This is a genomic window from Nocardia sp. NBC_01329 (genome assembly GCF_035956715.1).
GTDB lineage: Bacteria > Actinomycetota > Actinomycetes > Mycobacteriales > Mycobacteriaceae > Nocardia.
On record NZ_CP108381.1, the window covers coordinates 2,101,932 to 2,125,370 of the forward strand.

Here is a 23,439-nt window from a genome sequence, read left to right on the forward strand (position 1 = left end):
GGTGGTGCCGGTCGCCGTCGCAGTGGTCAGTCACCGGCAGGGTCCGTCGCCGGGAAGATACCGGGCAGGCTCATCGCGTAGTGCACATCGTCGGTATTGCCCAGGGTCGCCAGTACAACGCGGATCATCGTCAGCCGGGCCGCGGCAACGGTATCCGGATCGGGCTCGCGGCCGGGTTCGACCGCGCCCGAGATCCGGTAGACCACGTACTCGCACACGTGCAGTGCTGCGTCGAGGTCCAGCAGTGCCGGTACCGGACGGCCCAGCTCGGCGAATTTGGTGCGCACAATCGCGCGGATCCCGTCGAGGGCGGTGTTGCGGTACGCCGAGACCGGTGACCCGGGATCGTAGAGTTCGGCGAACAGCGGCCGCAGCATCGGACCGTGGCCGCGGGCCCAGCCCAGGTAGGCGTCGATGAGCCGGATACCGAGATCCACACCTTCACCGGACGCTTCGAGCGCGGCCCCGATTCCGCCCACGAGTGCGGCATTGGAGACATCGAGTACCGCGTTGAGCGGTTCGGTGGCGTTGGCGAAATAGCGGTAGAAGGTCGGACGCGACAGCCCCGCCTCGTCGATGATCTGCGCGACGCTCGATCCGCGTGAGCCGTTGCGGGTGAACACCTCGGCGGTCGCCCGCACGATCCGTGCGCGTACCTGTTCGGCCTGTTCCTGCGTCTGCGGCGGCCGGCCGCGGCGGGCGGGTTGTTCGAGGTTCGACGCGCTCACGTTCGTTCCTCCGGCCTGTCTGTGAAATCCCACAGCTTCCGGCGGTTCCGGACTGTTGCATGGAACGGAGCCCTTGACACGGCGTACGGCACGGGGATTACCCTAACACCACTGTTCAATTAATCCTTTTCGCTGTGGTTCTGCGGCCGCGGCGCGAGAACGCTCAGGAGTACGCCGACGATGACGACCGCCCAGCGTCCCGCCACCACCGCCGCGCTGAACCCGGATCTGGTGGAACCACTGCTCGCCCGGGCCGCGGCCGGAGGTGCTCCGGCTGTCACGGTGACCGCACCGGCCACCGGCGAACGGATCGCCGAACTGCCGCAGTCCTCGGTCGCCGATATCGACTCCGCCTTCGAGCGCGCCCGCGCCGCGCAGCGGCGCTGGGCGCAGGTGCCGGTCCGGGAGCGGGCCGCGATACTGCGCCGCTTCCACGATCTGGTACTCGCCGAACAGGACACCATCCTCGACATCGTCCAGACCGAAACGGGTAAATCCAGGGCACACGCCTTCGACGAGGTCGGCGACGTCGCGGTCAACTCCCGGTACTACGCCGCCACCGCACCCAAACTTCTGGCGCGTCGCAATCCGCGTGGTGTGCTGCCGGTGCTCACCGATGTACAGGTACGCCAACGCCCCAAGGGCGTGGTCGCGGTGATCTCGCCGTGGAACTACCCCCTCGCGCTGGCCGTCTCCGACGCGCTGCCCGCGCTGGTAGCCGGTAACGCGGTCGTGGGCAGGCCCGACAATCAGACGGCGTTCACCGCGCTGTGGGCCGTCGATGCGGCCGTCCGAGCCGGGCTCCCGGCGGATCTCTGGCAGATCGTGCTGGGCCGTGGTTCGGTGATCGGCGGCGAGGTGATCGCCCGCGCCGACTATGTCGACTACACCGGCTCCAGCGCCACCGGCCGCACCATCGGCCGCCTGGCCGGTGAACGTCTCATCGGTTGCTCGCTCGAACTGGGCGGTAAGAACCCGCTGCTGGTGCTGTCGGACGCCGATCCCGGCGCTGCCGCTCGCACCGCGGTTCGGGCCAGTTTCGCCTCGGCCGGTCAGCTGTGCGAATCCATGGAGCGCATCTATGTACACGAGAAGGTCTACGACCGGTTCGTAGCGGAGTTCGTCCCCGCGGTGAGAGCGCTGAAGCTGGGATCGCCGCTGGACTACTCGACCGATATGGGTTCACTGACCTTCCCTCGGCAACTCGATACGGTCCGCGCCCATGTCGAGGACGCGGTCGCCAAGGGCGCGACGGTACTGGCAGGCGGCGTGCACCGCCCCGATCTCGGCCCGTATTTCTACGAGCCGACGGTGCTCACCGATGTCACCGCCGAGATGACGGTGTACCGCGAGGAGACCTTCGGCCCGGTCGTCTCGATCTACAAGGTGGCCACCGACGACGAGGCCGTGACACAGGCCAACGACACCCCGTACGGTCTCAATGCCAGTGTCTGGACACGCAGCGCGTCGCGCGGCCGGGAATTCGCCGCGCGGATCAATGCGGGGTCGGTGAACGTGAACGAAGGTTTCATCGCTGCCTGGGGCAGTGCCGACGCGCCGTCCGGCGGAGTCGGGATCTCGGGAACCGGCCGCCGGCACGGTCCGGAGGGACTGCTCAAATACGTCGACACCCAGACAATCGCAGTTCAGCGCATGCTTCCGATCGCACCGCTGCCGGGGATGTCGGAGGCGATGTGGGCGAAAACCATGACACTCTATTTCCGCGTTATGAAGACGCTGCGCCAGAAGTAGGCCGCTTCCAGCTCCTCTGCGACGACAAGGATTCGAAACCGATGAAACTGGAAACCGTGGCCGGTAAGAAGGTGCTGATCACCGGGGCCGCCATGGGCCTGGGCAAATTGTTCGCCGCCCGCGCGGTGCGCGAGGGCGCCGCCGCCGTGGTGCTGTGGGATATCGACGACACCGCGCTGCGGGAGACCGCGGCCGAGCTGACCGCCGCCGGTGGCACCGTGCACCCCTACGCGGTCGACGTTTCCGACGGCGCCGCGGTCGCCGCGGTCGCCGCGTCGGTACGCGTCGATGTCGGGGCTATCGATGTCCTGGTCAACAATGCCGGCATCGTCCGCGGTAACACCTACTTCTGGGAAACCGAGGACCGCGACGATATCGACAAGACCATGGCGATCAATTCGATGGCGCCGATGTATGTGACCCTGGAATTCCTGCCGGCGATGGTCGCCGGGACCACCGAGGCCCGGGTGCTCACCATCTCCTCCTCGGCCGGGTTGGTGCACAACCCGCGGATGAGCGTGTACGCGGCGTCGAAATGGGCGGCGCTGGGTTGGTCGGATTCGGTGCGAATCGAACTCGAACAGGCCGGTCACGGCCACGTGAAGGTCACCACGGTATGCCCGACCTATATCGATACCGGGATGTTCGAAGGCGCCAAGGGTTTCTGGCTCACTCCGATCCTGGACCAGCACAAGGTCGTCGATACGTCCTGGACCGAGATGAAGAAGGGCACGCCGCTCGTGATCCTGCCGTGGACCTCGCGGCTCAACAAGGCGCTGTCCGGGGTATTGCCGATCAAACTACGCGATCTGTTCCTGAACAAGGTTGGGGTATACCACTCGATGGACGAGTTCACCGGTCGGAAGTAGCCACCGGTCGGCGGCCGACGGCCACGGTGGCGCCGAGGTCCGGTGCGCGGGCGATCCGGGCGATGAGCCCACTGCCGATGAGCAGTTCGGTGGCGGCCGGGATCTGATCGACGCCTATCTCGACCAGGAGACTGCCGCCCGGCGCAAGCCATCCGGCCGCGCCCGCTGCGGTGCGCCGCGCCAGGTCCAGTCCGTCGGGTCCGCCGTCGAGGGCGGCCGGGGGTTCGTGGTCGCGCGCTTCCGGGGGGAGCCGTGCGATCAGGTCGGACGGGACGTAGGGCGTATTGGCGAGCAGGATATCGATCCGGCCGCGCAGTGTGTCCGGTACCGCGTCGAACAGATCGCCTCGATGGACGTGCCCGCCGACCGCCGCCACGTTCTCTCGAGCACAGGTCACTGCGACGGGGTCGATATCGGTGGCCACCAATTCCGCCGCGCGCGTACCGAGTGCGGTGAGTAGGGCCAGACCGAGTGCCCCCGAGCCGCAGCACAGGTCGACTACCGTACGCACCGGATGGACGGCGGCCAGCTCGAGCGCCTCGTCCACCATCAGGGCCGAGCGCCGGCGCGGTACGAACACGCCGTCCCGGACGCCGACCCGGATTCCACGGAACTGTGCCCATCCGAGGAGATGCTCCAGCGGGGTGCCCGCGATCCGGCGTGCCAGCAGCCTCGCCAGTTCCGCGTCTGAAGCTGCCGCGTCGGTCAGTAACCGGGCCTCGTCCTCGGCGAACACACATCCGGCGGCGCGCAGCTGCCGGGTGATCTCGACGGTGTCGAATGCGGTCATGGGCACAGTCTGGCGACTGTGGTCACCGCGTGCACCGGAAATACGGCGGTGTCGGCGAAGTCCGTGCCGGCCTATTGTCCGGTATCGAATGCCCAGACGGCGGCCGGCCGGCCGGTGGCCTTGGTGCGGCGGCGTTCCTCGGTCTTGGACAACCCAGGTATGCCCGAGAGGGTCCGGTTGAGGTTCGCGGCGTCGGGCCGGGCGCCCAGCAGGGAGGTGGCGAGATCGACCGCGCGGGTCGCCGGGAACTCGTCGCCGAGCAGCGCCCTGGTCAGCGGGAGATCTTTCCAGAGCAGTCCCGTCAGCAGTCCGCGCGCAGCGCGCGCGATGCTGTTGTGATCGAAGGCCAGCGCGGGTGGACTGTCGAAGGACACCCAGTGCGCGGTTCCGGCGTGGGGTCCGGTCACCGCCCACATGACGATCGACAGGGTCGGTCCGCGCGGGTCGCGATTCGGCTCGTCGAAGGTCGCCAGCTGTCCGACCGGGCCGATGGCCTCGGCCGGTACCCCGAGTTTGGTTCGCACGGCCCGGCGTGCCGCCTCGGCGAGGCGTTCACCGCGACCGAGCAGCACGCCGGGTAACGCCACGCGCCCGGTGAAGGGCTCGTGCGGGCGTGCCGCTATTCCGAAAGTAGCCGCGGCGTCGTCGGCCCAGAACCGCAACGCCACGACATCCACCGATACCGCCGATTGGTCCACAACCCCCATACTGCCGTATCCGGCGCTGGGGCCCAGACAAAGGGAATTGTCGTTCTTGCAATAGAGAATTTCATTCTCAAAAGATTGAACGCCCGGAGCGCGTGTCGGCGGTAGACGACGCGGCATTCCATCACGTTGTCCGGTCCGGCGCCGCGGCAGCAGTCGGGACCGGAACAGCGGGCCTCCCCTGGCGCAGGAGCGCATCGAGTGCTGCGGTTGCCGCCGGGCGTTCCGGGCCGGGCCGGATGCGGGGAGTACCACCGGGACGTCGAGGTGGCGTTCCAGCCAGCCGGCCGCGTCGGCCGGGAGTTCGGTTTACAGCGGCGTGGCAGTGGTGAGGAATTCGGTCAATGCCGTCTGATGAGCCAGGTCCTGCCAGATGCCCGGTTCGAGTGCGGTCCGGACGCCGTCCCGGGTGGCGTAAGCCGTGGCCGCCTGCGCACCGGCGGATATTTCCAGATGGTTGACCACCAACCCGTCCACGCCCTCGAACACCACTCGGCCGCGCCGCGCGAACCGCCGTAGTTTGTCCCGGCCAGTGATCCGCACCGCCGCGCCGAATTCGCGATAGGCATCCACGAGTGCCTCGACAGGCTCGTGGTCGTGTGCGCTCGTCGACCGACAGCAGCGAGAGCGGATCCGCGACGCCCAGCCGGGCGAGTCGCGCTGCCTCCTCGGCCAAGGCCAAGGGCTCCACCAGCACATGCTCGGAGAGCAGGGTGGGCACCCCAGAGAAGGAACCGGACCCGAACTGGGCGAAGGTATGGTGGCGCCCGCCCGGCCTCGTCGACCTAGAGGTTCATACACCCGGTGCGCTGGGCCGGGTGTGGGACTCGAACGTTCGTTTCTGACCCACCGCATCGCGCGCAGCGGCAGATGCGGATGTCCGAACGCGCCGGTCGCGATACGAGCGCCCACCTCGGCTGGGCGTAGCCAATGTGGCCATGATCTCCTGGCCAGCTAGCCTGCTCGGTGAAACATCGACTCCCGATGAACCGATTCGAGCATCATGGATTCCAATCACGCAGATAGCTACCCTATGTACGCTGATCACGCACCTGCCGTAGCTTTGCTCATCGGAATTCTCGTGCTCACCACCCTCGTGGTCGTGACACTTCGGTGGCGCGGCAAGTCCTGGCTCGTGGTGCTGCTCGGTGGCGCGGCCGCGGTGGTCATCGGCTACCTCGTGGGCCAGGCGGCAATCCCTCTGATCTGGTGAAGACCGTTGCCCACGGAGTCGATCACCGTGTTCGCGCCCGCTGGCATGTGCGGATGTCCTGATTCGCAACCGATCTCACCCACCAACCGAGCAGATACGGACCTTCACGAGCGCGCGGTATGCGGCAGGAGAGAGCGTTCGAAGCAGCGTGCACGACGAAGGTAGAGCCCGCGCCGTTACCTACCGCGCATCGCGGAGGACTCAGTAATGGCTCACTGGAACAGGTCGGTGTGTGAATGGGCCGGAACCTTCGAGCAGACGTAGAGCTGTAGTCCGTAGCCCCTGGAAATCGTAACCTTGGCAGGGTTGGCCACGCGGGCATCACCGAGGGCTTGATCCTCGTACGGGATCCAACTGCCGGTGCTGCCGTCCCATTCGCACGAGTCGATCGTCAGCAGCGGGGTCATCGCGGCGCCACAGTCGATACAGAACCGGGGGATGGGATCGGTGAGTCCCCACCGGGGCCAGCCACCGACCTTCCAGCCGGGAGCGATGGACAACTCGTTGATGTAGAACTCCTCCCAGGCCTTCGCATAGTAATCGTCCACCACGACCCCGGCCGCCTCGAATGCGCTCCGGTCCGCCAGCTGCGCTCGCAGCTGCTCGCTCAAATCCAAAAAGTTGGGGTATTCGGTGATTTGCTCCGGTGCGAGCACGCACGGCTCCGGCACATAGCCGTAGTCGGACACGGGCGGCGTGGGGGGCGCGGTGAGGATGTCGGTGACCTCGGCGGCGGTTCGCCAGAACAGCTCGGTCGGAGGCCTGTAGTGCGGCGGATGCTGCTCGGAGGGACACCACAGCACCTGGAGCAGGTCGGCTCGTCCGGGTGGGCGTAGCAGCGCTACATCGCGTGCATACAGCTGAGCTACCGGCACCAGCGGCCAGGCCGGGCCCTCGTGCCACTTGTCGCAGTACGGCCAGGGGTAGTCGGCGGGCCACAGCAGTGGGCCTCCGACCGAACTGTCGTGTGGTGACGGAGAACCGGGTCGGGGATGCAATCGCATCGCCGGGCGTGCCAGCGGGACGAGTCCGGGAACGACCGCGGCGATGTCTATCGGGCGCGGCGGGGTGGTACGGATGCTGCTCACAGCGGCGATTCTGCCAAGGTGATGGTGATGCAGGCTTTTCGAAAGGTCAAAGCGCTGTCGCTCATCGGAAGCACGCGCGATCTCACTAGCCAGTCCTCCGGCACGGTTTGAGCAGTCGCTCGTCGGCTTACAGGATGTCGATGAGAGTCACTCTGGGCACCGTGGCGAGGCTAGAAGAGGGTGTCGCGCACCCTCAGCGCCGGCACCCGGGGTGATGTAGGCGCTGTGCGCCGGGCTGATGTGGGCCAAGACCTCGTCGTCGATCCGCTGCCCGGCCCGACGCATCTGCTCGACCGCGATCCCGTAATACATTGTGGTCCAAGCGATTACCGCGTTGGTCGCCAATGTCAGGCACCAGGCTTGCTCGGCTTGGTCCTCGAGGTGGCGGGCGCCGGATCATGCCCTCGTGGGCGCAGAGCAGGTCGCGGCGCCGCGCGTGCAACGATTCGCCCTTGTTGAGCTGGCGGGAGATCTTGCGCCGATAGTCCGGATCCGAGAGGTATTTCGCGGCGTAGATCGTGCGCCGCACCGCCCCGTACTCCTCGAGCGCCGCGGCCAGGGTGTTCTGGCGGCCCGAGGCCGAGAGCTTGCCGACCAGCAGGGAAGCGGTGGCGTGCCCGAACTTCAGCGACCCTGCCAGCCGCAGCAGATCGTCCCAGTGCTCGGCGATCAACTCCAGGTTCGCCTTACGCGTCATCAACGCCCCCGCGTGCGGGAACCGGGCCTCGGCCTCGGTGCGTGGGGCTGGCCGGTACAGGGTGATCCGGCCCAGATCCCGGATCCGCGGGGAGAGCTGCATCCCCAGCAGATCGAACAGGCCGAAGTTCACCAGGCCACCCCGTGAGTGTCGGTGGCGTGCTCGGTGATCGGCAGATCCGTTGCGTTGCCCAGGATCTCGTCGAGCACGTAGTGGGCTTCGCGTTTGGTCGCGACGATCACCTTGGTGCCGTAGGTGGCGTGCTGATCGGTGACGTGGGTATAGGTTGACAGGCCCTGCTCGGTGAAGCAGCGGCTCATCGCCCGCGCGGTGCTCGACTTGCCGCGCGTGGGGGAGCGCTGCCCGTCGCTCGAAGACAACGTGCCCGCACCGAACACCGCGGTCAGCGGTAGGCGTTGGTGATAGTCGATCAGTGCGAGGTTGGCCGCGCGCAGGGTCTCCCCGCGCACATACCATTCGCGGTCCAGGACAGGATGTCGAAAGTGATGCCGCAGGCCTGCGCCATCCAGGTCAATCCCAGGTTCGTCGAGTGCGCCAGGAGCACCGCGATCAGGTTGCGTTCGAATTCCGGGGTGCGGGTCTGCTTGCCGCCGGCGTGGGTGACACAGTCCAGGTAGCCGGTACGTTTGTCCAGCTTTCACATTCATTCCGCCGCCGAGGATTTCCTGCGCGAGTTCGGCGGGCTGACGGTGGGCAGCGGCGGACCCGGGATCACCAGCACGCGGGAAGCATTCAACTCCACCCACTGCTTGCGCTGGGCGAAGGCGAAGACGACCGCTTCGGCGAATGGGGCGAGGAGATCGGCCGCCACCGCTTTCCACTGGGGGAACTCGACCACGGCCGCTTCTTCCTCGGCTTGGACGAACATGGCGAGCTGTGCTGTGAATATCGCTGGTCAGCGATATTCACAGCAGACCTGATGTCCATCATTGCCCGTATTCTGAACACTGCGCCGATTGGACGGCGGACGACCGTGGCGGGTGCCGGTGAGGTATGAGTTGGTCAACGGTCGGCCTGCTGTGTGGTCTCACTGGCCTTGCGCGTGAGCGCGGTGAGTGCGGCGAGGTGGGCGTGGTAGGCGATACGGCCCGGGTGGGTGAGGGCGAGCCAGGTTTTCGGTTTGCGACCGGCGTATCCCTTAGTGACGGTGAGGTAGCCGGCGGCCTCCAGCACGGTCATCGCCTTCGACAGCGTGGACTTGTTCAGCTCGCAGAGTTCGGCGACCCTCAGGAACTCGGCTTCGTCGCATCCGTCGAGAAAAGCGACTAGCTTCAGCCGCGGCAGGGAAGCGAACAGCTCGTTCACTTCTTCCATTGCACAGGCCACCGTCGTGATAGTCCGAACCACAGCCATCCGCCAAGGACCACTCCCGTTACTAGCCGCCACCAGCCGCTGTCCACACCCAGTGCGGCCACCGCACCTATGAGCAGCGGCGGCAGCACCAGCAGCAGACTCTGTTTCCATTGCACAACAGGCTGCTCCGTCAACGAGCGTGGAACTATCCCACGCGCCCGCGCGGTGCGCGAAAGCCACCACACCAGCGCAACGAACACCGAGCCGGAGACGATCGCGCCGACCCAAATGGCCGGGTTGCTCGCGCCGTCGCCGAATGCCGTGCTGGTCAGCACCGCAGTGAGCCCTCCGAACGCACCGGCCGCGAAAGGTATCCAGCCGGAAGGCGCGGCGGCCTCGCGTGCGTGCCGAGTGGTGGTGCGGGCGATGTCCAGCGCCTGCTGCGGTGTTTGGGCGTCCTGCATGGGATGAACATACGTCAACTGGTTTCCATTTGGAAATCAGTTGACGTATGGCCGAATCTCTCACGGGTTGACTGAAGCGCCTCGAATGTTCAAAAAATGATGTGTTCTTGAACATTGATAGGCAAGATAATCGCTGGTCATAGATGTATCCGACCGAGGTTCCGTCCAGAATCACCCTCTTTTTGGACACCGGGAAGATGCAGTATCTCGGATGCTCCATCCTCGGTCCGCTGCGAGACTGGTTCCCGAAGTCAGCTCTCGATGGAGAGGGTGAGGCCATCGGGTGCGGTGAGAGCGGCAGCCACGCCCTGGTCGTCTACGGGATCCACCCGCCCAGTTCTGCCGGGCGGCTCGCCGGCTCGCCGTTGAACCTCGGTGACGGAGTCAACGGCGATGATCAGGCGCCAGTCCGGCACCGTGTTCGCCTCTGTGAGCCCGGTGAAATCGGTGTCGGGATCGGTCATTCCGAGGCTGCGCTGGTAGAACTCGGCGGCGGCTAGTGGGTCTGCGCTCAGATGTTGTAATCGCCGCGGTGCTGCCCTGGTCGCCCGCGGATGCGTCCAGCCCCTCTGTGGTGCCCGCCGCCACAGCGACACTGGCGCGCCGAACGGATCGATCAGTGTCGCGATCCGGCCGTCGTCTCCGGCATCGAAGGGCGCTACCAATAGTCGGGCGCCGGCCTCGACCGCGGCCGCGACCCGCGCGTCCACTTCGTCGACCGCCAGGTAGCAGGCGATGTGCGCCGGTGTCCCGGGCGGATAAATAGCTGCGGTCACGTCACTGAGACCGCCGATGCGGTGCTCGCCGACCCGGATGACGGTGGCCCGCCGCCACGAGTCCTGGTCGATCTCGACAGTCCAGCCCAGCGCGGCTTCGAAGAAAGCTGCCGCCGCATTCGGATCTTGTGTCTTCAGGTCCACCCAGCAGAATGTCCCGTCAGGTCGGGGGACCAGATCTACAGAAGGCTGCGCACTCACAACCTGTAAGCATCGCAGAAGCTCATCGCCGACCGGATGTCGCGAGACGCAACCTGTTCATCAAATGATGGCGATCTCAAAGGGTCAGCGCATCACCGCTGCTCAGATGTTCAGCGTAAACCTCGGCAGGGCTGCGGTATCCATGGATCCTGCGGGGCCGGTGATTGAGTTCGCAGGCGATGGCATCGAGATCGGTCTGGTCGAATCGACGCAGGTCAGTGCTCTTGGGTAGATATTGGCGCAGCAGCCGATTGGTGTTCTCGTTGGTGCCGCGCTGCCAGGGACTGCGGGGCTTGCAGAGGTAGATCGGTGTCTGCGTCGCCGCCGTGATGGTTTGGTGGCCGGCGATCTCGCGGCCGCGGTCCCAGGTCAGGGTCCGGCGTATCGATGCGGGCAGCCCGAGGAGGAACCGTGTCAGATGTGGTGTGACCTGCTCGGCTTTGATGCCGTCGGGCAGCGCCACCAGGACCGTGAATCGGCTGGTCCGCTCCACCAGCGTGGCGATCGCCGACGGCCGCGAGCCCATCACCAGATCACCTTCCCAGTGGCCGGCGACTTGGCGGGTTTCGACCTCGGCAGGTCGTTCACTGATGGGCACGAGTTCCCGGATCACGCCGCGCCCGTCAGGCTTGCGGGCCCGTTTCGGGTGTCGCATCGGACGTCCGGTGCGCAACCGCTGCGTCAGGGTGCGATCGATCGCCTTGCGGCGCGGGTCGAACAATGCCAGATAGATCGCTTCGTGCGAGATCCGCATCGACGGGTTGTCGGGGAAGTGCCGGCGCAGCCATCCGGCGATCTGCTCGGGCGACCACAGAGACTTGAGCTTGTCCTCCACCAGCACCCGCAAGTGTGGGCGGGCCGCGAGCTTGGCCGGCTTCGGGCGCCGCGCTCGCTGAAAGGCCAGCTGGTCAGCAGCCGCAGCCCGGTAAGTGCTCTGGCCGCCGTTGCGGGCGATCTCACGCGAGATCGTCGAAGGTGAGCGCCCCAGCGACACCGCGATCGTTCGTGCTGAGCAGCCCATGGCCAGGCCTCGCGAGATCTCCTCGCGCTCGGTGAGTGTCAGATGTCGGCTTTGCCGAGCTCGGGGTCGTTTTCGGACTCCTCCGGTCTGGGCGAGGAACCGGCGCACGTGCTGCAGCGGAATACCGAGCGACCGCGACATCGAACTGAGCGACTCACCTGCCCGCCATCGTGTCCATAACTCGTCCTGACCAGCAGGTGACAACCCGTAGTCCCGCACCGAACCCTCCACGCCGACATGATCATCCATGCGGTGATGCAGTGACCAGTTGAGCCCAAGATCGTTTTTTGAACACTAAGGCCGAAACGGGCTCCGGCACCCGAACGCCCAGGTCGGTCGAAAACGGCAACTGTTCAAAAAACATGTCGTAAAGTCTGCTTGTTCAACAACTCGCAACCACCCTTTTGTGTACGATTCGGGGTGACGGATACCGATACGCTCGAACCGCTTTCCCTCGACGGCGATGCCCTGGATCCGATCGGCGGGGGAGGAGCACTGATCGGGTACGCCCGCGTGTCCACTCGCGATCAGAACCTCGACCGGCAACTGCGTGCGCTGAAGGCGGCCGGGTGCCGCAAGACCTACGCGGACAAGAAGTCGGGCAAGGACGTCGAGCGCGAAGAACTCGCGAAGTGCCTGGGCTACATGCGCGCCGGCGACACTCTCGTCGTGGCGTCGCTGGACCGGCTCGGCCGCTCCTTGTAGGATCTGATCACGATCGTGGCCGATCTACGGCGCCGCGGTATCGGGTTCCGGTCTCTGCACGAATCCCTGGACACCACCACCCCCGGCGGCCGGTTGGTGTTCCACGTCTTCGCTGCCCTTGCCGAATTCATCCGCGAACTCATCGTCGACGGCACCCACGAGGGCCTCGCTGCCGCCCGGGCCCGCGGGCAGCGCCTCGGGCGGCCACCGGCCATGAGCGAGGAGCAGGTCCGCCAGGCCCGCGCACTGCTGACCCGACCGGATGAGTCGGTGTCCTCGGTCGCGCGGTTACTCGGGATATCTCGGACCACGCTGTACAAGTACGTACCCGAGCTGACCAGGAAGGGGTGACCCCGCGAGCGACCAGACTGGGGTGTACTCCAGGTAGACACGGTCGGTGGCTACCGGCGACCGACCGTCACCACACGTCACGTGCGACCGCCTACGTCGGCCTGCGCGTCTGGACCATTGGCGTTATGGGGTCACTGCGCGCCGGGGCTACCGACCGGGCGCATCACCAGATCGAATCGGCGGATGTCATCGTTGTCGTACCAGCCGTCCAGTCGGCGGGTGTAGACGATGTTTCCGGCTCCGTCGTACAGGTGATCGGGATAAGGGTCGGTACCCATGACATCGCCACGCTGACGCCACCGTTCGGCTCGGACGGGGTCGAACGGTGGCGGGTCGGTAGCGCGAGCCTGTTCTGCGGCGCGAAGTTCGGCGTTGAACTGGTCGAGCGTGGCTTGCGCGCGGGTCTGTTCGGCGGAGCTGGGGATCTGCGGGTGGCGCTCGCCGGCCCCTTCCTGGCGGGGGCGGCCGGTGGGTGGTTCGACCATTGGGATCTTCTCTTTCTCCTAGATTTCGGCCATCTGGATGATGGTTGTGCCGTTCGGTCCGGGGACCTTGTTGTGCACAAAGAACTGGGTCCCGGACTTGAACAGCACCTCATCGTCGAGGCCGGAGTACTCCCCGACCGGGGCCCCGGTCTTGGACACGATCTGAAATTCCACGTTCTGATTCCCGGCGAACGTGGGGTCCGTGCCGTCAGGTTTCAGGGAGGAGGACGGCCAGCCGTGCTCGGTGACCGGCTGCCCTGGCTGGTAGCGGGCCAGTTGGTCCTCGGACAAGTTGATGTGCCGCACGACCGGCCCCTGATGCGGAGGCAGTTTGCCCAGCGCCTCGTCCAGGGCGTTTTTCTGCTGTAGCTCTTCGGGGGTCAACGGTTCACCGCGATAGAGCTTCTGGTTGATCGTCACCCCGTTCTGGTCGTATTTCATCTGCCCGGTTTGCAGGGCTTTCACATCATCTGGGGTCAGTGACCAGTTCGTCGAAGTGGGCCGGGTCCCGCCGGGGGCCTTCTTGTTGATCATTTCCCAGATCTGGTCCATGCGCTGCTTGTGGGTGGACCAGTCCGGGATGTCTTTGAACCCGCGGCCCAGCCCGCGGGCTTTGAAAATCGCGATGAACGGCCGGATCTTGGGGCCGTACTTGGCGCACAGAGCTGCCACGCGCGACGCGCCGATCGCGACGCCGATCGGGCCCGCGGCACCGAAGGTGATGAACGACGCGGCGATGGTCACCGCACCGGTGATCGCCATCTCGACACCGGTGTCGATGACGAACTGGATGAGGAGTCCTTCGATCTCCTTGCGCATCGCTTCGAGTTCGTCATGGTGTTCGGTGGTCGTGGTAACCATCTGACCGAACCCGCTCACCGTGACGGCGGCTGCAGCGGACAGCGCTTTCAGATCGTCGTCGATGTGGTCGAGTTCGGGAGCGGTGATCGGAGCGAACATGTTCGCCACGCGGTCGATTTCGGCGGCGAAATCGGCGACTACCGGGTCGGCGCCGATATCGCGCCAGATCGCGGCGACGGTCCATAACTTGTCGGCGTCTCCGTCGGGGACCACGATCCCGATTTCTTCCAGTAGCCCGATCGCGCCCTCTACCAGCCCGTTTCCCGGCCCACCGGCTGTGGGCAGCGGGGGCCGGCACCCAACGGCTAGGTTCAGCGGCTTAGCGGCCGGAGCATCCGGTGCCGGGCTGGGAGTCATGGTGGCGTTGTGGTCGGCCAGAGCATGCATCCAGCCCAGTTCGCGCACCACGTTGCCGTAGCCGTTGACGTTGTTGGCCAGCATCTTCACCTGGACGAGCAAGTCGTTGGCCTTGGTGTCGTAGCCGGCGGCCCAGGTGCGTGCCTCCTCGTAGGACCCGCACATGTTCGTGCCGGCGTCAGCGAGTTTCGGCCAGTGCGCATCCACTGCGGCAAGGAAGTTGTCGGCGGCGTCGAGTAACGCGGTGGCAGCCTGGTTGTAGACATCGGTGTCGACGTCGGCCACCGTCACTGCGGACCGCTTTCGGGAGCGGGGCCACGGTCGAGGCGGGCCAGGATCGCGGCGAACGCGGTGGTGTAGGAGTCGTGAGCGTTCTTGGAGGCTGCCTCCATCTTCGCTAAACCGTCGCGTATCTGCTGCGCGCCGGTAGTCCACGTGTCCATGGCAGCGCGGGCGGCGCCCGCAGTTTCCCCGCTCCACGGCGAAGCCTCACCACCGCCGTTGTGCAGCACGTTCATGCGCTGCTGAATCTGCACCATCTGGTCCTCGGTAAAACCGAGCAGACCACGCAACTGTGCATTGAGCGCGTCGAGCGCCTCTGTGTCGACGTGATGCCGCGACATTTCGGGATCCCCCTGTTGATCAGATGTTGAGCGAGCTCGGGCGCGGCCCGGTATCAGCCAAGTCGGTGGCCAGATTCTCATCCACCGAGGCGAATTCACTGCTCTGCACGCCCAGTAGGTCGGCCATGGACTCCAGCGAGGACAGCAGGGTCACCGCGCCCGCGCTGGCCTCCTGCCATCCCGTGGTGAACGCCTGCGCGGCAGGGCCGCCCCAGTAGGTCATGCCGTCTATCTCAGCGTCCATGCGCCGGAAACCGTCACCGATCGTGGAGGCGATCTGCCGGAGGAATGTTGCGGCGTCGGCCATGGCAGTGGCATCCGCGGTAATCGGTTCGGGTGCCATCACCGGTCCTCTTCGAGTCGAGCCATACGGATACAGATCCTCGCAAATACCTCGACGCAACGCACACCGCCTCGGTTCCACCCAGAAGCCGATCACCCGCAGCCCCATACCCTCCACGCGCCGCCGGCATCCAAGAAATCCCGTCCTACCAGTACTTTTCGCATGGTATTGGTGCCGGTCTAAGCGACCGACCATCAACGTCAGGTGACCTTTCGGCGAGGTGAAGCAGCTAGGAAGGTTTCGAGACACCCCGGCGAGACCGGCGGTGCCGGAAGGTAATCCCACGTCAACGAGTCGCATATTGCGCTCCGGACCACCTCCTCGATGTGGTCTCCACCACCGTCGACCGGCCGCAGTAGAAGCTACCTGGCCGGTTCTCGCATGTCAGGGTCGCACGCCTGTCACCACCGAGTACGACGGCCCCTCCGTCTGTACAGAAATACGTCCATCAACTTGTACATATTTCTGTACAGAACGGGTGCTGTGGGGATATGACCTTCTCGAACGTGTTGCCCGTGAGCGAATTCCGCGCTGCGGTGACCAAGCTGATCAAAGACGTGGCCGCCAAACCCGGGCGCCGCGTGTACGTGGGCCAGCACCGCAAGCCGGAGGCGGTGCTGATGGGGGTATCGGCGGAGATGCCGCCACGGGTCCGCCAGGGCCTGCTCGACACGTACTTCACCTGGCTGGTCGAGAGCGAACCCAAGAGCTGGGATTCCGAGGGGAAGATGCTGCACATCGGCGATGCCTTCGGCCATGTGTTCGCGTATTTGTGGCGTGGCGACCAGGACGAGGCCATGGAGTACCTGGAGCAGTACATGCAGGGGATACGCCGCCGCGAGGACGCGCCCACGGTGCACAGCCTCGAAGACGTACTCGGCGCAATGCAGTTCGCCATCGATCTGACCGACGAGGAATACGGCGCGATCTGCACCCGAGCCCGCGCCGACCTGGCCGGCCGCTACCCCGACCCCACCGCCGGGTAGTGGGTGCGTCATGGCAAGACCGATGTCGGTGGCCCTGACCGAACCGCAGGTCAGGGCCCGCAGCAAGACCGTCACCCGCCGCATGGGCTGGCACGTCCTACGCCCCGGTGACCGGCTGACCCTGTGCCGCAAGGTAATGGGCCGGCGCCGCGGGGAACCGCTGGTACGCATCGTGGACGTGCGGGTGCTCACGGTCCGTCGCGAACGTCTCGACGAGATCACTCCCGATGAGGTCCTGGCCGAAGGCTTCCCGGAGATGACCCCGGTTATCTAGAGCCCTCGGTCAGCTTGGGGGTAGTGATCAGCGGTGTTGCGTGGAGGAAGACGTCACCGACGCGGCGACCTGTGTGCAGGAGCCGGTAGTCAGCACGGACCGATCGTTACTGAGCTGGAATGCATTCATCGGCGACTACTGTCGTGGCACCGGGTTCGCGCGGCACTGTCTTGATCGTGAAGCTCGACGTCACTGCGCGTCGGGTTTCGGCTGTGTCGGCCCAGGAGTCAAAAAATCGAGCTGCGCTCAGATAAGTCGGCTGGCAGCATGCCAGGATGGCGGATTTACTATGGCACGAGGTCAAGAACTTCTTCGACCGACATGGGAGTACTCCGAGGGCGACATCGCGCGGCGGCTGCCGTCCGCCGCGGAGGTCTTGTCGCGTCCTGCTGATGCGGAGATGGCTCAGCTGTGTGTCTGGCCCGTGCCGACTGTGCTGGTGATCTTTCGTCCGTGGTCTGCCACGGAGATCGACTTCGACGTCGACCTCCGCCAGTTGCAGGGGCAGGCGGGAGTGGACACCCTGTGTGGCTTCCTGTGCGCTATCGGCCGGCGGCTGGGAAAACCGGTGTTCATGAGCGCAGAGGGCGGCTCCCCACCCCCGGTGCTCGGTTTCGACCCTGTCGCCGACCGCGTAGTGCGGCTGGCCGATCCGGAGTTCGCCTGACGACTCGGCGCGCCGAAACGAAGAACACGATTCGCGGTCGAACCCATCGCCATGTGGTCCGAACCGGGCGACCCCGAAATAAGCCGCCAGGTCGACGACATCCTGGTGGATAGTGGGCGACCGCGCGACCCGCTCCGGCACGAAGAAGCACCCTGGTTCTGGAAGCTGAACGCCTGAGATCCCCGAACGAAACGAGAACCGGCCAGTGCGTAGCTGGCCGGTTCTCACGTATCAGGGTCGCATACCAGGTGGTGAGCGCATGGCCCGGCAGCGGCCTCTCAGGACGTGCAGGATCAGCTCGTGCGCTACGCCGAGACCCGGGGGAGGTCGACACGATGCTGCTGTTGACCGCCGACCCGGACCTGGCCGAGATCGACTGGCCCCGCAACCTCTCCGTTCCGCTGTTCATCGTCCTGCTCACCGGCAGGCGGGGTCGGCTGTAGGGCCGAGGTTCGCGTTCAGGCCGCCGACGGGCTGGTCGCCATCTCGAACAGGGTCAGTTCCTGCGAGGCGGCAGCGTTGGTCAGCTCGTGGGGCCGATCTCGTCCGGTATCCGGACCTCCTCCGGAGCTTTGTCGGTACGCAAACCCCGCCAGCTCGGATGCCGCAACCCCTCACCGGTGTACTCGCGGTACTCGATATCACCGACGAGCACCGGATCCACCCACCGCGGCACCCCGGCCCGCCCGAACCGGCCCGGGGTCAGCGTGAACAACGGATCAGTGCGCGCGATCTCGTCGAGGCGAGCCCGTAGCGCCGCCGCCCGGCCTGGGTGAATCCGGTGCCGATATTGCCGATATGCACCAGACGCCCCGCCGGGTCGTGGCCGGCCAGGATCAACGACCCGAACGAGGTGTTCGCCGATCCGGTCCCGGCTGCCGGTAATGCGGGATATCACAACACGGGGGATGGGGTCCGGCGATATCGACGCCACCTCATAGCGAAGGGGCTGGCACTACGGGCAACTCGCTCAGCGATATCAGCAGACTTCGCTCGCGTACTGGAGCGGGTTAACGAGATCCGCCTGGTCGGGTCGGGCCGGGTATTGGTGAAGGTTGCCCCGAGCGGGCGTAGCGGGCAGATGAAGACGGCCGTCGTGGACTTCGGCGATCTGGTCGACGACGGTCAGGTGCGAGCGGTCGTGGGTGACCAGGACGGTAGCGGTGGCCTGCTGGTGGGTGAGGCGGGTGATCAGTTCGATCACAGCGGCACCGCGTTCGTGGTCGAGGGCGCTGGTGGGCTCGTCGACCAAGAGAACAGTGGGGTTGTTCATCAGGGCGCGGGCGATGTTGACACGCTGGCGCTGGCCGCCGGAAAGCTGATGGGGCCGGCGATCCGCGTAGTCGGCCAGACCGACAGCGTCGAGCAACTCCATGGCCTGGCATTTGGCGGTGCGAGGTCTGCGGCCGTCGATCTTGGCCATGACCTGGAGCTGTTCGGCGGCGGTGAGGGAGTGCAGCAGATTGGGCTGCTGGAAGACGATGCCGATCTTATGGCGGCGCAGTTCGGTGAGTTCTGCTCGGGTCATGCCGGTGGTTGCCTGACCATCGATGGTCACGGTGCCAGTATCGGGGGTGATGAGGGTGGCGGCGACCGCGAGGAGACTGGACTTGCCGGAGCCGGAGGGGCCGGCGACCGCGGTCAAGGTGCCGTTGAGCACCTCGAGGGTGACCTGGTCCAGGGCGGTGAGGCGGTTTTCGCCGTCAGGGTAGGTGAGGGTGATGTCGGTCAGGTTCAGGCTCATCGGGCGCTCCCCAGGGCGGTCAGTGGGTCGACGGAGGTGATGCGGAGGATGGAAAGGGCGGCGCCGAGCGCGCCGAGCGCGATCATCACGGCGGCCGGGATCAGGATGGTGGCGGGGGTGAGCAGGAACGGCACGGTCGAGCCGGCCACGAGTGCGCCCAAGGCGGCGGCGATGCCGGTGCCGATCAGGGTGCCGCCGGTCAGCAGGACAACGGCTTGGCCGAGGGCGTCTTCGAGCAGATCGGAGGTGGAGGCGCCCAGCGCTTTGAGGACGGCGACATCGCCACTGCGCTGGATGGTCCAGACGGTGAAGAAGGCGCCGATGACAAGGGCGGAGATGGCGAAGAGGAACCCCCGCATGAGCTGCAGGGAGCCGTTTTCGGAGGTATAGGATCCGATAGCGGACAGGGAGTCGTCCCTGGAAACCGTTTCGGTACCGGCGGCCTCATCGGCGGCGCCGAGGTCGGCGCCGGAGGTGGTGTTCAGAGCGATGACGGTGGCGGTCGGCCCGTCGGTCATGCCCGCGGGGGGTGCGGTGCTGCGCCAGGTGTCGAGAGTGGTCCAGATGACCGGGGTGTGGCTGAAGAAGGCGTCCCCGCTCACCGCGGCGACGGTCATGTTCTGTCCGGCAAGTGTGAAGGTGTCGCCCGTCGTCACACCGAGGTCGTCGGCGGCGGTGCTGGACAAGACTGCCGCTTGGTCGTCGAGCTTGTTGGTCTCGGGGGCGAGTGCAGAGCCGGGCTGCACGCCGAAAGCCGAGACCCCGGTGCTCTTGTTGCCGGCGCTCGCCTTGGTCGTGGTGATGCCCAGTGGTTCGGCGCTGTTCACGCCTGGCATGTCGGCCCACCGCTGCCACTGTTTTTCGGTGACGGTGGAGTTGGCGTACGACAGTTGCGCGCCCTCACCGGGCGAGGCGAAGGCGATCTTATCCGCGGATAGACCGGTGATCGCGGAGATGTTCTGCTGCTCCAGACCGGCGGTCAACCCGGACAGCAGCCCGACCAGCAGGGTGATCAACACGATGACGGTACCCATCAGGGCGAAGCGCCCCTTGGCGAATTTCAAATCTCTCCAGGCAACGAACACGGCTTTGGCCTGCCTTTTCATGGAATGTGACGCGGGTGCGGCGGTATGACTCCACTCTCGCTGTCAGACCCCTGCCTGGCATCTGGCCGAGGACAGCTTTTGCCGCACCGAAAGGCGGCGCGCCGGTTGTAACTTTCGGTAGAGGCTTGGGCGGGGACTTCTCCATAAGCTGGAAGGACTGTGAACATCCCTGCCCCCTCCCTGACTCCAACCACCCGCGTGCTGGCCTGGTGCGTGCATGTACTGATCGTCGCTCTTCTTGCGCTGACTGTCGGCCGGGCCCTCGCCGATCACCGCTCGCAGGCTGGGATGATCACCATCACTGCGGTGGTGTGCGCCGTGGTCTACGCGGCCGGTCCTGCGCTCCCCTGCGTGCGCCGCTCACAGCGGGTCGCCGCACTGTGGCTGACCGTGATGGGCGCCTGCTGGTTGGTGCTGCTTGCCCTGTCTGCCGAGGGGGTGTGGGTGGCGTTCCCGCTGTATTTTCTCCAGCTCCACCTGCTGTCCCGCCGCGCCGGACTGGCCGCTGTGACGGTCACCGCGGCGGCGGCCGTCGCTGGCTTCGCCGTTCACAAGAATGCGTTCAGCCTCACCATGGCGATCGGACCGATCCTCGGCGCCGCCGTGGCGGTCGCGGTGGTGTGGGGATATCAGGCGCTGTACCGGGAGAGCGAGCAGCGCAGGCACCTTATCGAAGAGCTCACCGCCACGCGCGCCGATCTCGCCACGGCACAGCACGCCGCCGGGGTGCTGGCCGAACGTGAACGCTTGGCTCGCGAGATCCACGACACCCTCGCTCAGGGCCTGTCCAGCATCCAACTGCTGTTGCGTGCTGCCGAACGCGCATTGCCGGGACGACCGGAGAACGCCGCCCGCTACGTCGATCAGGCACGGCAAGCCGCCGTGGACAACCTCGCCGAGGCCCGCCGTTTCGTCGCCGCGCTCGCACCGCCGGCGCTGGAGGGCACAACCCTCGCCGGTGCCCTGGAGCGCTTGTGTGCCACCACCAGCGCCCGCCACCGCATCACCGTGCGCTTCCACCTCACCGGCGAGCCCGTTCCACTTGCCACCTCGCACGAGGTCGCGCTCCTGCGGGTCGCCCAATCGGCGCTGGCCAATACCGTCCGCCACGCGGAAGCCACAACCGCCGATGTCACCTTGAGCTACCTCGACGACCGCGTCGCCGTGGACATCGTCGACGACGGACGTGGCTTCGACCCCGACCAGCTTCCCGCCCCCGACCCGGAGGCAGGCGGGTTCGGGCTGGCCGCCATGCGTGCCCGTGCGCACGCCCTTGGCGGCACACTGACCATCGAATCCACCCCTGGCCACGGCACCGCTTTGGCCGCCCAGCTCCCCCTGAGCTCCTCTTCCGAGACGAAGACCGAGGCCCGCCCATGACCGACAGCAGCCCCATCCGCCTGCTCCTGGCCGACGACCATCCCGTCGTGCGGGCAGGGTTGCGCGCCGTACTGGAAACCGAAGACGGCATCACCGTGGTGGCCGAAGCCGCCACGGCCGAGGAAGCCGTCGTTCGGGCCGCGCAAGGCGACATCGACGTCGTCCTCATGGACCTTCAGTTCGGCACGGGCATGAACGGCGCCGAGGCCACCGCCGTCATTTCCGCCCGCCCCGGCGCACCTCGCGTGCTGATCGTCACCACCTATGACACCGACGCCGACACCCTCCCGGCCATCGAGGCCGGTGCGACCGGTTACCTCCTCAAAGACGCCCCACCGGAGGACCTGGCCGCCGCCGTCCGCACAGCGGCCACCGGCCGCACTACTCTCGCCCCGGCCGTCGCGGATCGGCTGATGAACCGGCTACGCACGCCGGGAACTGCCCTGACCCGGCGTGAGACCGAAGTCCTCACCCTGGTCGCCGACGGCCTGTCCAACCATGCTATCGGCGACCGGCTCCACTTGACCGAAGGCACAGTCAAGTCCCACTTGGCCCGTATCTACACGAAGCTCGATGTCGACTCGCGCACCGCCGCCGTCGCCACCGCCACCGAACTCGGGCTCATTCGCCGCTGATCCGAGGGCGTGCGATCGCTCGAAGCCCGCCGAAGCGACGGGTATCGAGCCCTTCCAGCGTCTCGGGATGATTGGCTGCCCAACTGGCTTGTGCCCGGTGCGCAGGCGCGCAGGTCTGTCCGACAGCCGATCAGTCCGTAGGCGGGGTCCTCGAAATGATCTCTGCGGCGTAGGCATCGCCTTGGACGCCAGCGAGGGCGGTCCACCGCACAGCGCCGGTGACCGAGAGCCCGAGCAGGTCACTGAGCACCTTGGTCGGCATCACAGCGGCGTTGTCCATCAGCGCGGAGTTTCGGCCGATGCGCGAGGGGACACCGATTGCCCGCAAGCGGTTTCCCAAGGGTGTCGGGTGCAGGTGTTGGGCGGGAAGTCCGCCAGGGAACAGCCAGCGATGCTCATCGGTATGACCCAACGCCGCCTTGCCTCGGCGGGAGTCGACCAGTTCGAGAACGAGTTCATCGAGTGGAGCCGGAAGAGCCACGGGTAGCCGCCCGAGGCGAAGCAAGACAGCGTGATCGTCGTGGGTGACGTCATCGACGGTCAACCGCACAATTCGCGACAACGCCTGTCGATAGAGCAGTGCCAGCAGACCGGCCACGCGATCGGTGGTCGCGAGGGTGCATCGTTGAGCAGCGCTCGCGTGATCCGCCATCGCGTGTCCTCGTTTTCGAAGACGGTGCGCGCACCACTACCGGGTGCTACCGGGATCACTACATCGCCAACCAGGCCGCGCTGGGCGCACCATGCGAGGAATCGCCGACCGCGATGGGATGTTCGACCGGTGCTCATGCACCATTCGTCGATGTCGGATTGGGTACAGTTCGCAAGTTTCCGTTTCCGTTCCCGTGCCCGAAGCCAATCCAGCAACATCATTGCGCTGTTGATCTCCATTCGGATGCTAGCGACGGCGCCGGGGGTAGTTGGTTTTCCGGCGTTGCGCAGCCGCCGCAGGTGGGTCCATGACAAGTAGCCGCGCAGCGCACGCGCCTCGTCGGCGTCCCCTAATCCGGTCAGCTTCGTCTCGAACCACTGCTCCAAATGACTCAGATGCCGATCGCGCTCGGGCAGCAGGCGGTGCGCGATCAGGACTTGGCGCAGATGTCGAGCGGGCACCGCGGGAACGAGTCGATCCAGAAGTGCGTGGGTAATAGCTCCTTCTGCCACGGCCAGCCTGCCGAGCATCGCCACCGTGCTGGTCTGGTGGAGCCAATTCAGCAGCGTCACCGGATTGTTGGCGCTCAGCGCCACACACAACGGGTTCAACTCGGGGCGCACCGACCCGTCAGGCCCTGCCAACAACACGTT

The 23,439-nt window shown here is 66.1% G+C and carries 27 protein-coding genes and 2 pseudogenes; 10 read left to right on the forward strand and 19 right to left on the reverse strand.

The window, feature by feature from the left end; all coding sequences use genetic code 11:
- Window positions 1-26: 26 nt before the first annotated feature.
- Window positions 27-728: a TetR/AcrR family transcriptional regulator gene (locus OG405_RS09835; protein ID WP_327151310.1), complete on the reverse strand. Its 702-nt coding sequence runs from the start codon at window positions 726-728 to the stop codon at window positions 27-29.
- Between the two features lie 180 nt (window positions 729-908).
- Here OG405_RS09835 and OG405_RS09840 point away from each other — a divergent pair, with 180 nt between their 5' ends.
- Together OG405_RS09840 and OG405_RS09845 are read left to right on the forward strand one after the other, a co-directional pair.
- Window positions 909-2,480, forward strand: a complete 1,572-nt coding sequence (locus OG405_RS09840) for a succinic semialdehyde dehydrogenase (protein ID WP_327151311.1) — start codon at window positions 909-911, stop codon at window positions 2,478-2,480.
- Between the two features lie 41 nt (window positions 2,481-2,521).
- Window positions 2,522-3,349, forward strand: a complete 828-nt coding sequence (locus OG405_RS09845) for an SDR family NAD(P)-dependent oxidoreductase (protein WP_327151312.1) — start codon at window positions 2,522-2,524, stop codon at window positions 3,347-3,349.
- Here the strand turns inward: OG405_RS09845 and OG405_RS09850 are convergent.
- The 3 genes from OG405_RS09850 to OG405_RS09860 all read right to left on the reverse strand — a co-directional run bounded on the left by OG405_RS09850 (window position 3,333) and on the right by OG405_RS09860 (window position 5,416).
- Window positions 3,333-4,139: a putative protein N(5)-glutamine methyltransferase gene (locus OG405_RS09850; RefSeq protein WP_327151313.1), complete on the reverse strand. Its 807-nt coding sequence runs from the start codon at window positions 4,137-4,139 to the stop codon at window positions 3,333-3,335. The genes OG405_RS09845 and OG405_RS09850 overlap by 17 nt on opposite strands.
- Window positions 4,140-4,210: 71 nt before the next feature.
- Complete coding sequence (locus tag OG405_RS09855; RefSeq protein ID WP_327152289.1) at window positions 4,211-4,837, reverse strand: NUDIX domain-containing protein; 627 nt, start codon at window positions 4,835-4,837, stop codon at window positions 4,211-4,213.
- Between the two features lie 315 nt (window positions 4,838-5,152).
- Window positions 5,153-5,416 (reverse strand): hypothetical protein, encoded by a 264-nt coding sequence (locus OG405_RS09860; protein WP_327151314.1) that lies wholly within the window; start codon window positions 5,414-5,416, stop codon window positions 5,153-5,155.
- 460 nt (window positions 5,417-5,876) lie between these two features.
- Here OG405_RS09860 and OG405_RS09865 point away from each other — a divergent pair, with 460 nt between their 5' ends.
- Window positions 5,877-6,056, forward strand: a complete 180-nt coding sequence (locus OG405_RS09865) for a hypothetical protein (protein WP_327151315.1) — start codon at window positions 5,877-5,879, stop codon at window positions 6,054-6,056.
- Window positions 6,057-6,268: 212 nt separating this feature from the next.
- Here the strand turns inward: OG405_RS09865 and OG405_RS09870 are convergent, their stop codons facing one another.
- Both OG405_RS09870 and OG405_RS09875 read right to left on the reverse strand, forming a co-directional pair.
- Window positions 6,269-7,144, reverse strand: coding sequence for a hypothetical protein (locus OG405_RS09870; protein ID WP_327151316.1), 876 nt, complete (start codon window positions 7,142-7,144; stop codon window positions 6,269-6,271).
- Window positions 7,145-7,357: 213 nt separating this feature from the next.
- A pseudogene (locus tag OG405_RS09875) lies at window positions 7,358-8,499 on the reverse strand (transposase); the annotation flags it as partial.
- Between OG405_RS09875 and OG405_RS29155 the strand changes: the two are divergent.
- Window positions 8,458-8,859 (forward strand): SUKH-3 domain-containing protein, encoded by a 402-nt coding sequence (locus tag OG405_RS29155; protein ID WP_442790742.1) that lies wholly within the window; start codon window positions 8,458-8,460, stop codon window positions 8,857-8,859. The pseudogene OG405_RS09875 and the gene OG405_RS29155 sit on opposite strands and share 42 nt — an antisense overlap.
- A 5-nt stretch (window positions 8,860-8,864) precedes the next feature.
- Here OG405_RS29155 and OG405_RS09885 read toward each other — a convergent pair whose 3' ends face one another.
- The 4 genes from OG405_RS09885 to OG405_RS09900 form a co-directional block, all read right to left on the reverse strand.
- Complete coding sequence (locus OG405_RS09885) at window positions 8,865-9,167, reverse strand: transcriptional regulator (RefSeq protein WP_327151318.1); 303 nt, start codon at window positions 9,165-9,167, stop codon at window positions 8,865-8,867.
- Window positions 9,164-9,619, reverse strand: coding sequence for a hypothetical protein (locus OG405_RS09890; protein WP_327151319.1), 456 nt, complete (start codon window positions 9,617-9,619; stop codon window positions 9,164-9,166). The genes OG405_RS09885 and OG405_RS09890 overlap by 4 nt, the downstream gene beginning before the upstream one ends.
- Before the next feature lie 251 nt (window positions 9,620-9,870).
- Entirely contained in the window at window positions 9,871-10,539 is a 669-nt protein-coding gene (locus OG405_RS09895) for a VOC family protein (protein WP_327151320.1), read from the reverse strand.
- A 133-nt stretch (window positions 10,540-10,672) separates the two neighbouring features.
- Window positions 10,673-11,836, reverse strand: coding sequence for an IS30 family transposase (locus OG405_RS09900; protein ID WP_442790743.1), 1,164 nt, complete (start codon window positions 11,834-11,836; stop codon window positions 10,673-10,675).
- 201 nt (window positions 11,837-12,037) lie between these two features.
- Between OG405_RS09900 and OG405_RS09905 the strand changes: the two are divergent.
- Window positions 12,038-12,673, forward strand: a pseudogene (locus OG405_RS09905) (recombinase family protein).
- 131 nt (window positions 12,674-12,804) lie between these two features.
- Here the strand turns inward: OG405_RS09905 and OG405_RS09910 are convergent.
- Genes OG405_RS09910 through OG405_RS09925 form a run of 4 tightly spaced genes read right to left on the reverse strand, consistent with a single transcriptional unit; the run spans window position 12,805 to window position 15,342 of the window.
- Window positions 12,805-13,158 carry a hypothetical protein gene (locus OG405_RS09910; protein ID WP_327151322.1) on the reverse strand — a complete coding sequence of 118 codons (354 nt, stop codon included), beginning with the start codon at window positions 13,156-13,158 and terminating at the stop codon, window positions 12,805-12,807.
- An 18-nt stretch (window positions 13,159-13,176) separates the two neighbouring features.
- The gene (locus OG405_RS09915; protein WP_327151323.1) at window positions 13,177-14,667 is read right to left on the reverse strand and encodes a hypothetical protein; all 1,491 of its coding nucleotides are present in this window, start codon (window positions 14,665-14,667) and stop codon (window positions 13,177-13,179) included.
- The gene (locus tag OG405_RS09920) at window positions 14,664-14,999 is read right to left on the reverse strand and encodes a WXG100 family type VII secretion target (RefSeq protein WP_327151324.1); all 336 of its coding nucleotides are present in this window, start codon (window positions 14,997-14,999) and stop codon (window positions 14,664-14,666) included. Before OG405_RS09920 ends, OG405_RS09915 begins: the two co-directional genes overlap by 4 nt.
- Before the next feature lie 19 nt (window positions 15,000-15,018).
- A complete protein-coding gene (locus OG405_RS09925; protein ID WP_327151325.1) occupies window positions 15,019-15,342 on the reverse strand; it encodes a WXG100 family type VII secretion target in 324 nt (107 codons plus the stop codon).
- Between the two features lie 491 nt (window positions 15,343-15,833).
- Between OG405_RS09925 and OG405_RS09930 the strand changes: the two genes are divergently transcribed.
- From OG405_RS09930 to OG405_RS09940, 3 genes are all read left to right on the forward strand, one after another.
- Window positions 15,834-16,328: a hypothetical protein gene (locus tag OG405_RS09930; RefSeq protein ID WP_327151326.1), complete on the forward strand. Its 495-nt coding sequence runs from the start codon at window positions 15,834-15,836 to the stop codon at window positions 16,326-16,328.
- A gap of 10 nt (window positions 16,329-16,338) precedes the next feature.
- Window positions 16,339-16,602 carry a hypothetical protein gene (locus tag OG405_RS09935; RefSeq protein WP_327151327.1) on the forward strand — a complete coding sequence of 88 codons (264 nt, stop codon included), beginning with the start codon at window positions 16,339-16,341 and terminating at the stop codon, window positions 16,600-16,602.
- A gap of 289 nt (window positions 16,603-16,891) precedes the next feature.
- Window positions 16,892-17,269 carry a hypothetical protein gene (locus OG405_RS09940; protein WP_327151328.1) on the forward strand — a complete coding sequence of 126 codons (378 nt, stop codon included), beginning with the start codon at window positions 16,892-16,894 and terminating at the stop codon, window positions 17,267-17,269.
- A 523-nt stretch (window positions 17,270-17,792) separates the two neighbouring features.
- Here OG405_RS09940 and OG405_RS09945 read toward each other — a convergent pair.
- The 3 genes from OG405_RS09945 to OG405_RS09955 form a co-directional block, all read right to left on the reverse strand.
- Window positions 17,793-17,984, reverse strand: a complete 192-nt coding sequence (locus OG405_RS09945) for an ATP dependent DNA ligase (protein ID WP_327151329.1) — start codon at window positions 17,982-17,984, stop codon at window positions 17,793-17,795.
- Window positions 17,985-18,248: 264 nt separating this feature from the next.
- A complete protein-coding gene (locus tag OG405_RS09950; RefSeq protein ID WP_327151330.1) occupies window positions 18,249-19,013 on the reverse strand; it encodes an ABC transporter ATP-binding protein in 765 nt (254 codons plus the stop codon).
- Entirely contained in the window at window positions 19,010-20,077 is a 1,068-nt protein-coding gene (locus tag OG405_RS09955; RefSeq protein WP_327151331.1) for an ABC transporter permease, read from the reverse strand. The genes OG405_RS09950 and OG405_RS09955 overlap by 4 nt, the downstream gene beginning before the upstream one ends.
- Window positions 20,078-20,278: 201 nt before the next feature.
- Here OG405_RS09955 and OG405_RS09960 point away from each other — a divergent pair, with 201 nt between their 5' ends.
- The gene (locus tag OG405_RS09960; RefSeq protein ID WP_327151332.1) at window positions 20,279-21,499 is read left to right on the forward strand and encodes a sensor histidine kinase; all 1,221 of its coding nucleotides are present in this window, start codon (window positions 20,279-20,281) and stop codon (window positions 21,497-21,499) included.
- Window positions 21,496-22,134: a response regulator transcription factor gene (locus OG405_RS09965; RefSeq protein ID WP_327151333.1), complete on the forward strand. Its 639-nt coding sequence runs from the start codon at window positions 21,496-21,498 to the stop codon at window positions 22,132-22,134. The genes OG405_RS09960 and OG405_RS09965 overlap by 4 nt, the downstream gene beginning before the upstream one ends.
- A 130-nt stretch (window positions 22,135-22,264) precedes the next feature.
- Here the strand turns inward: OG405_RS09965 and OG405_RS09970 are convergent, their stop codons facing one another.
- A complete protein-coding gene (locus OG405_RS09970; RefSeq protein WP_327151334.1) occupies window positions 22,265-22,678 on the reverse strand; it encodes a hypothetical protein in 414 nt (137 codons plus the stop codon).
- Window positions 22,675-23,382 carry a hypothetical protein gene (locus OG405_RS09975; RefSeq protein WP_327151335.1) on the reverse strand — a complete coding sequence of 236 codons (708 nt, stop codon included), beginning with the start codon at window positions 23,380-23,382 and terminating at the stop codon, window positions 22,675-22,677. Before OG405_RS09975 ends, OG405_RS09970 begins: the two co-directional genes overlap by 4 nt.
- Window positions 23,383-23,439 lie beyond the last annotated feature (57 nt).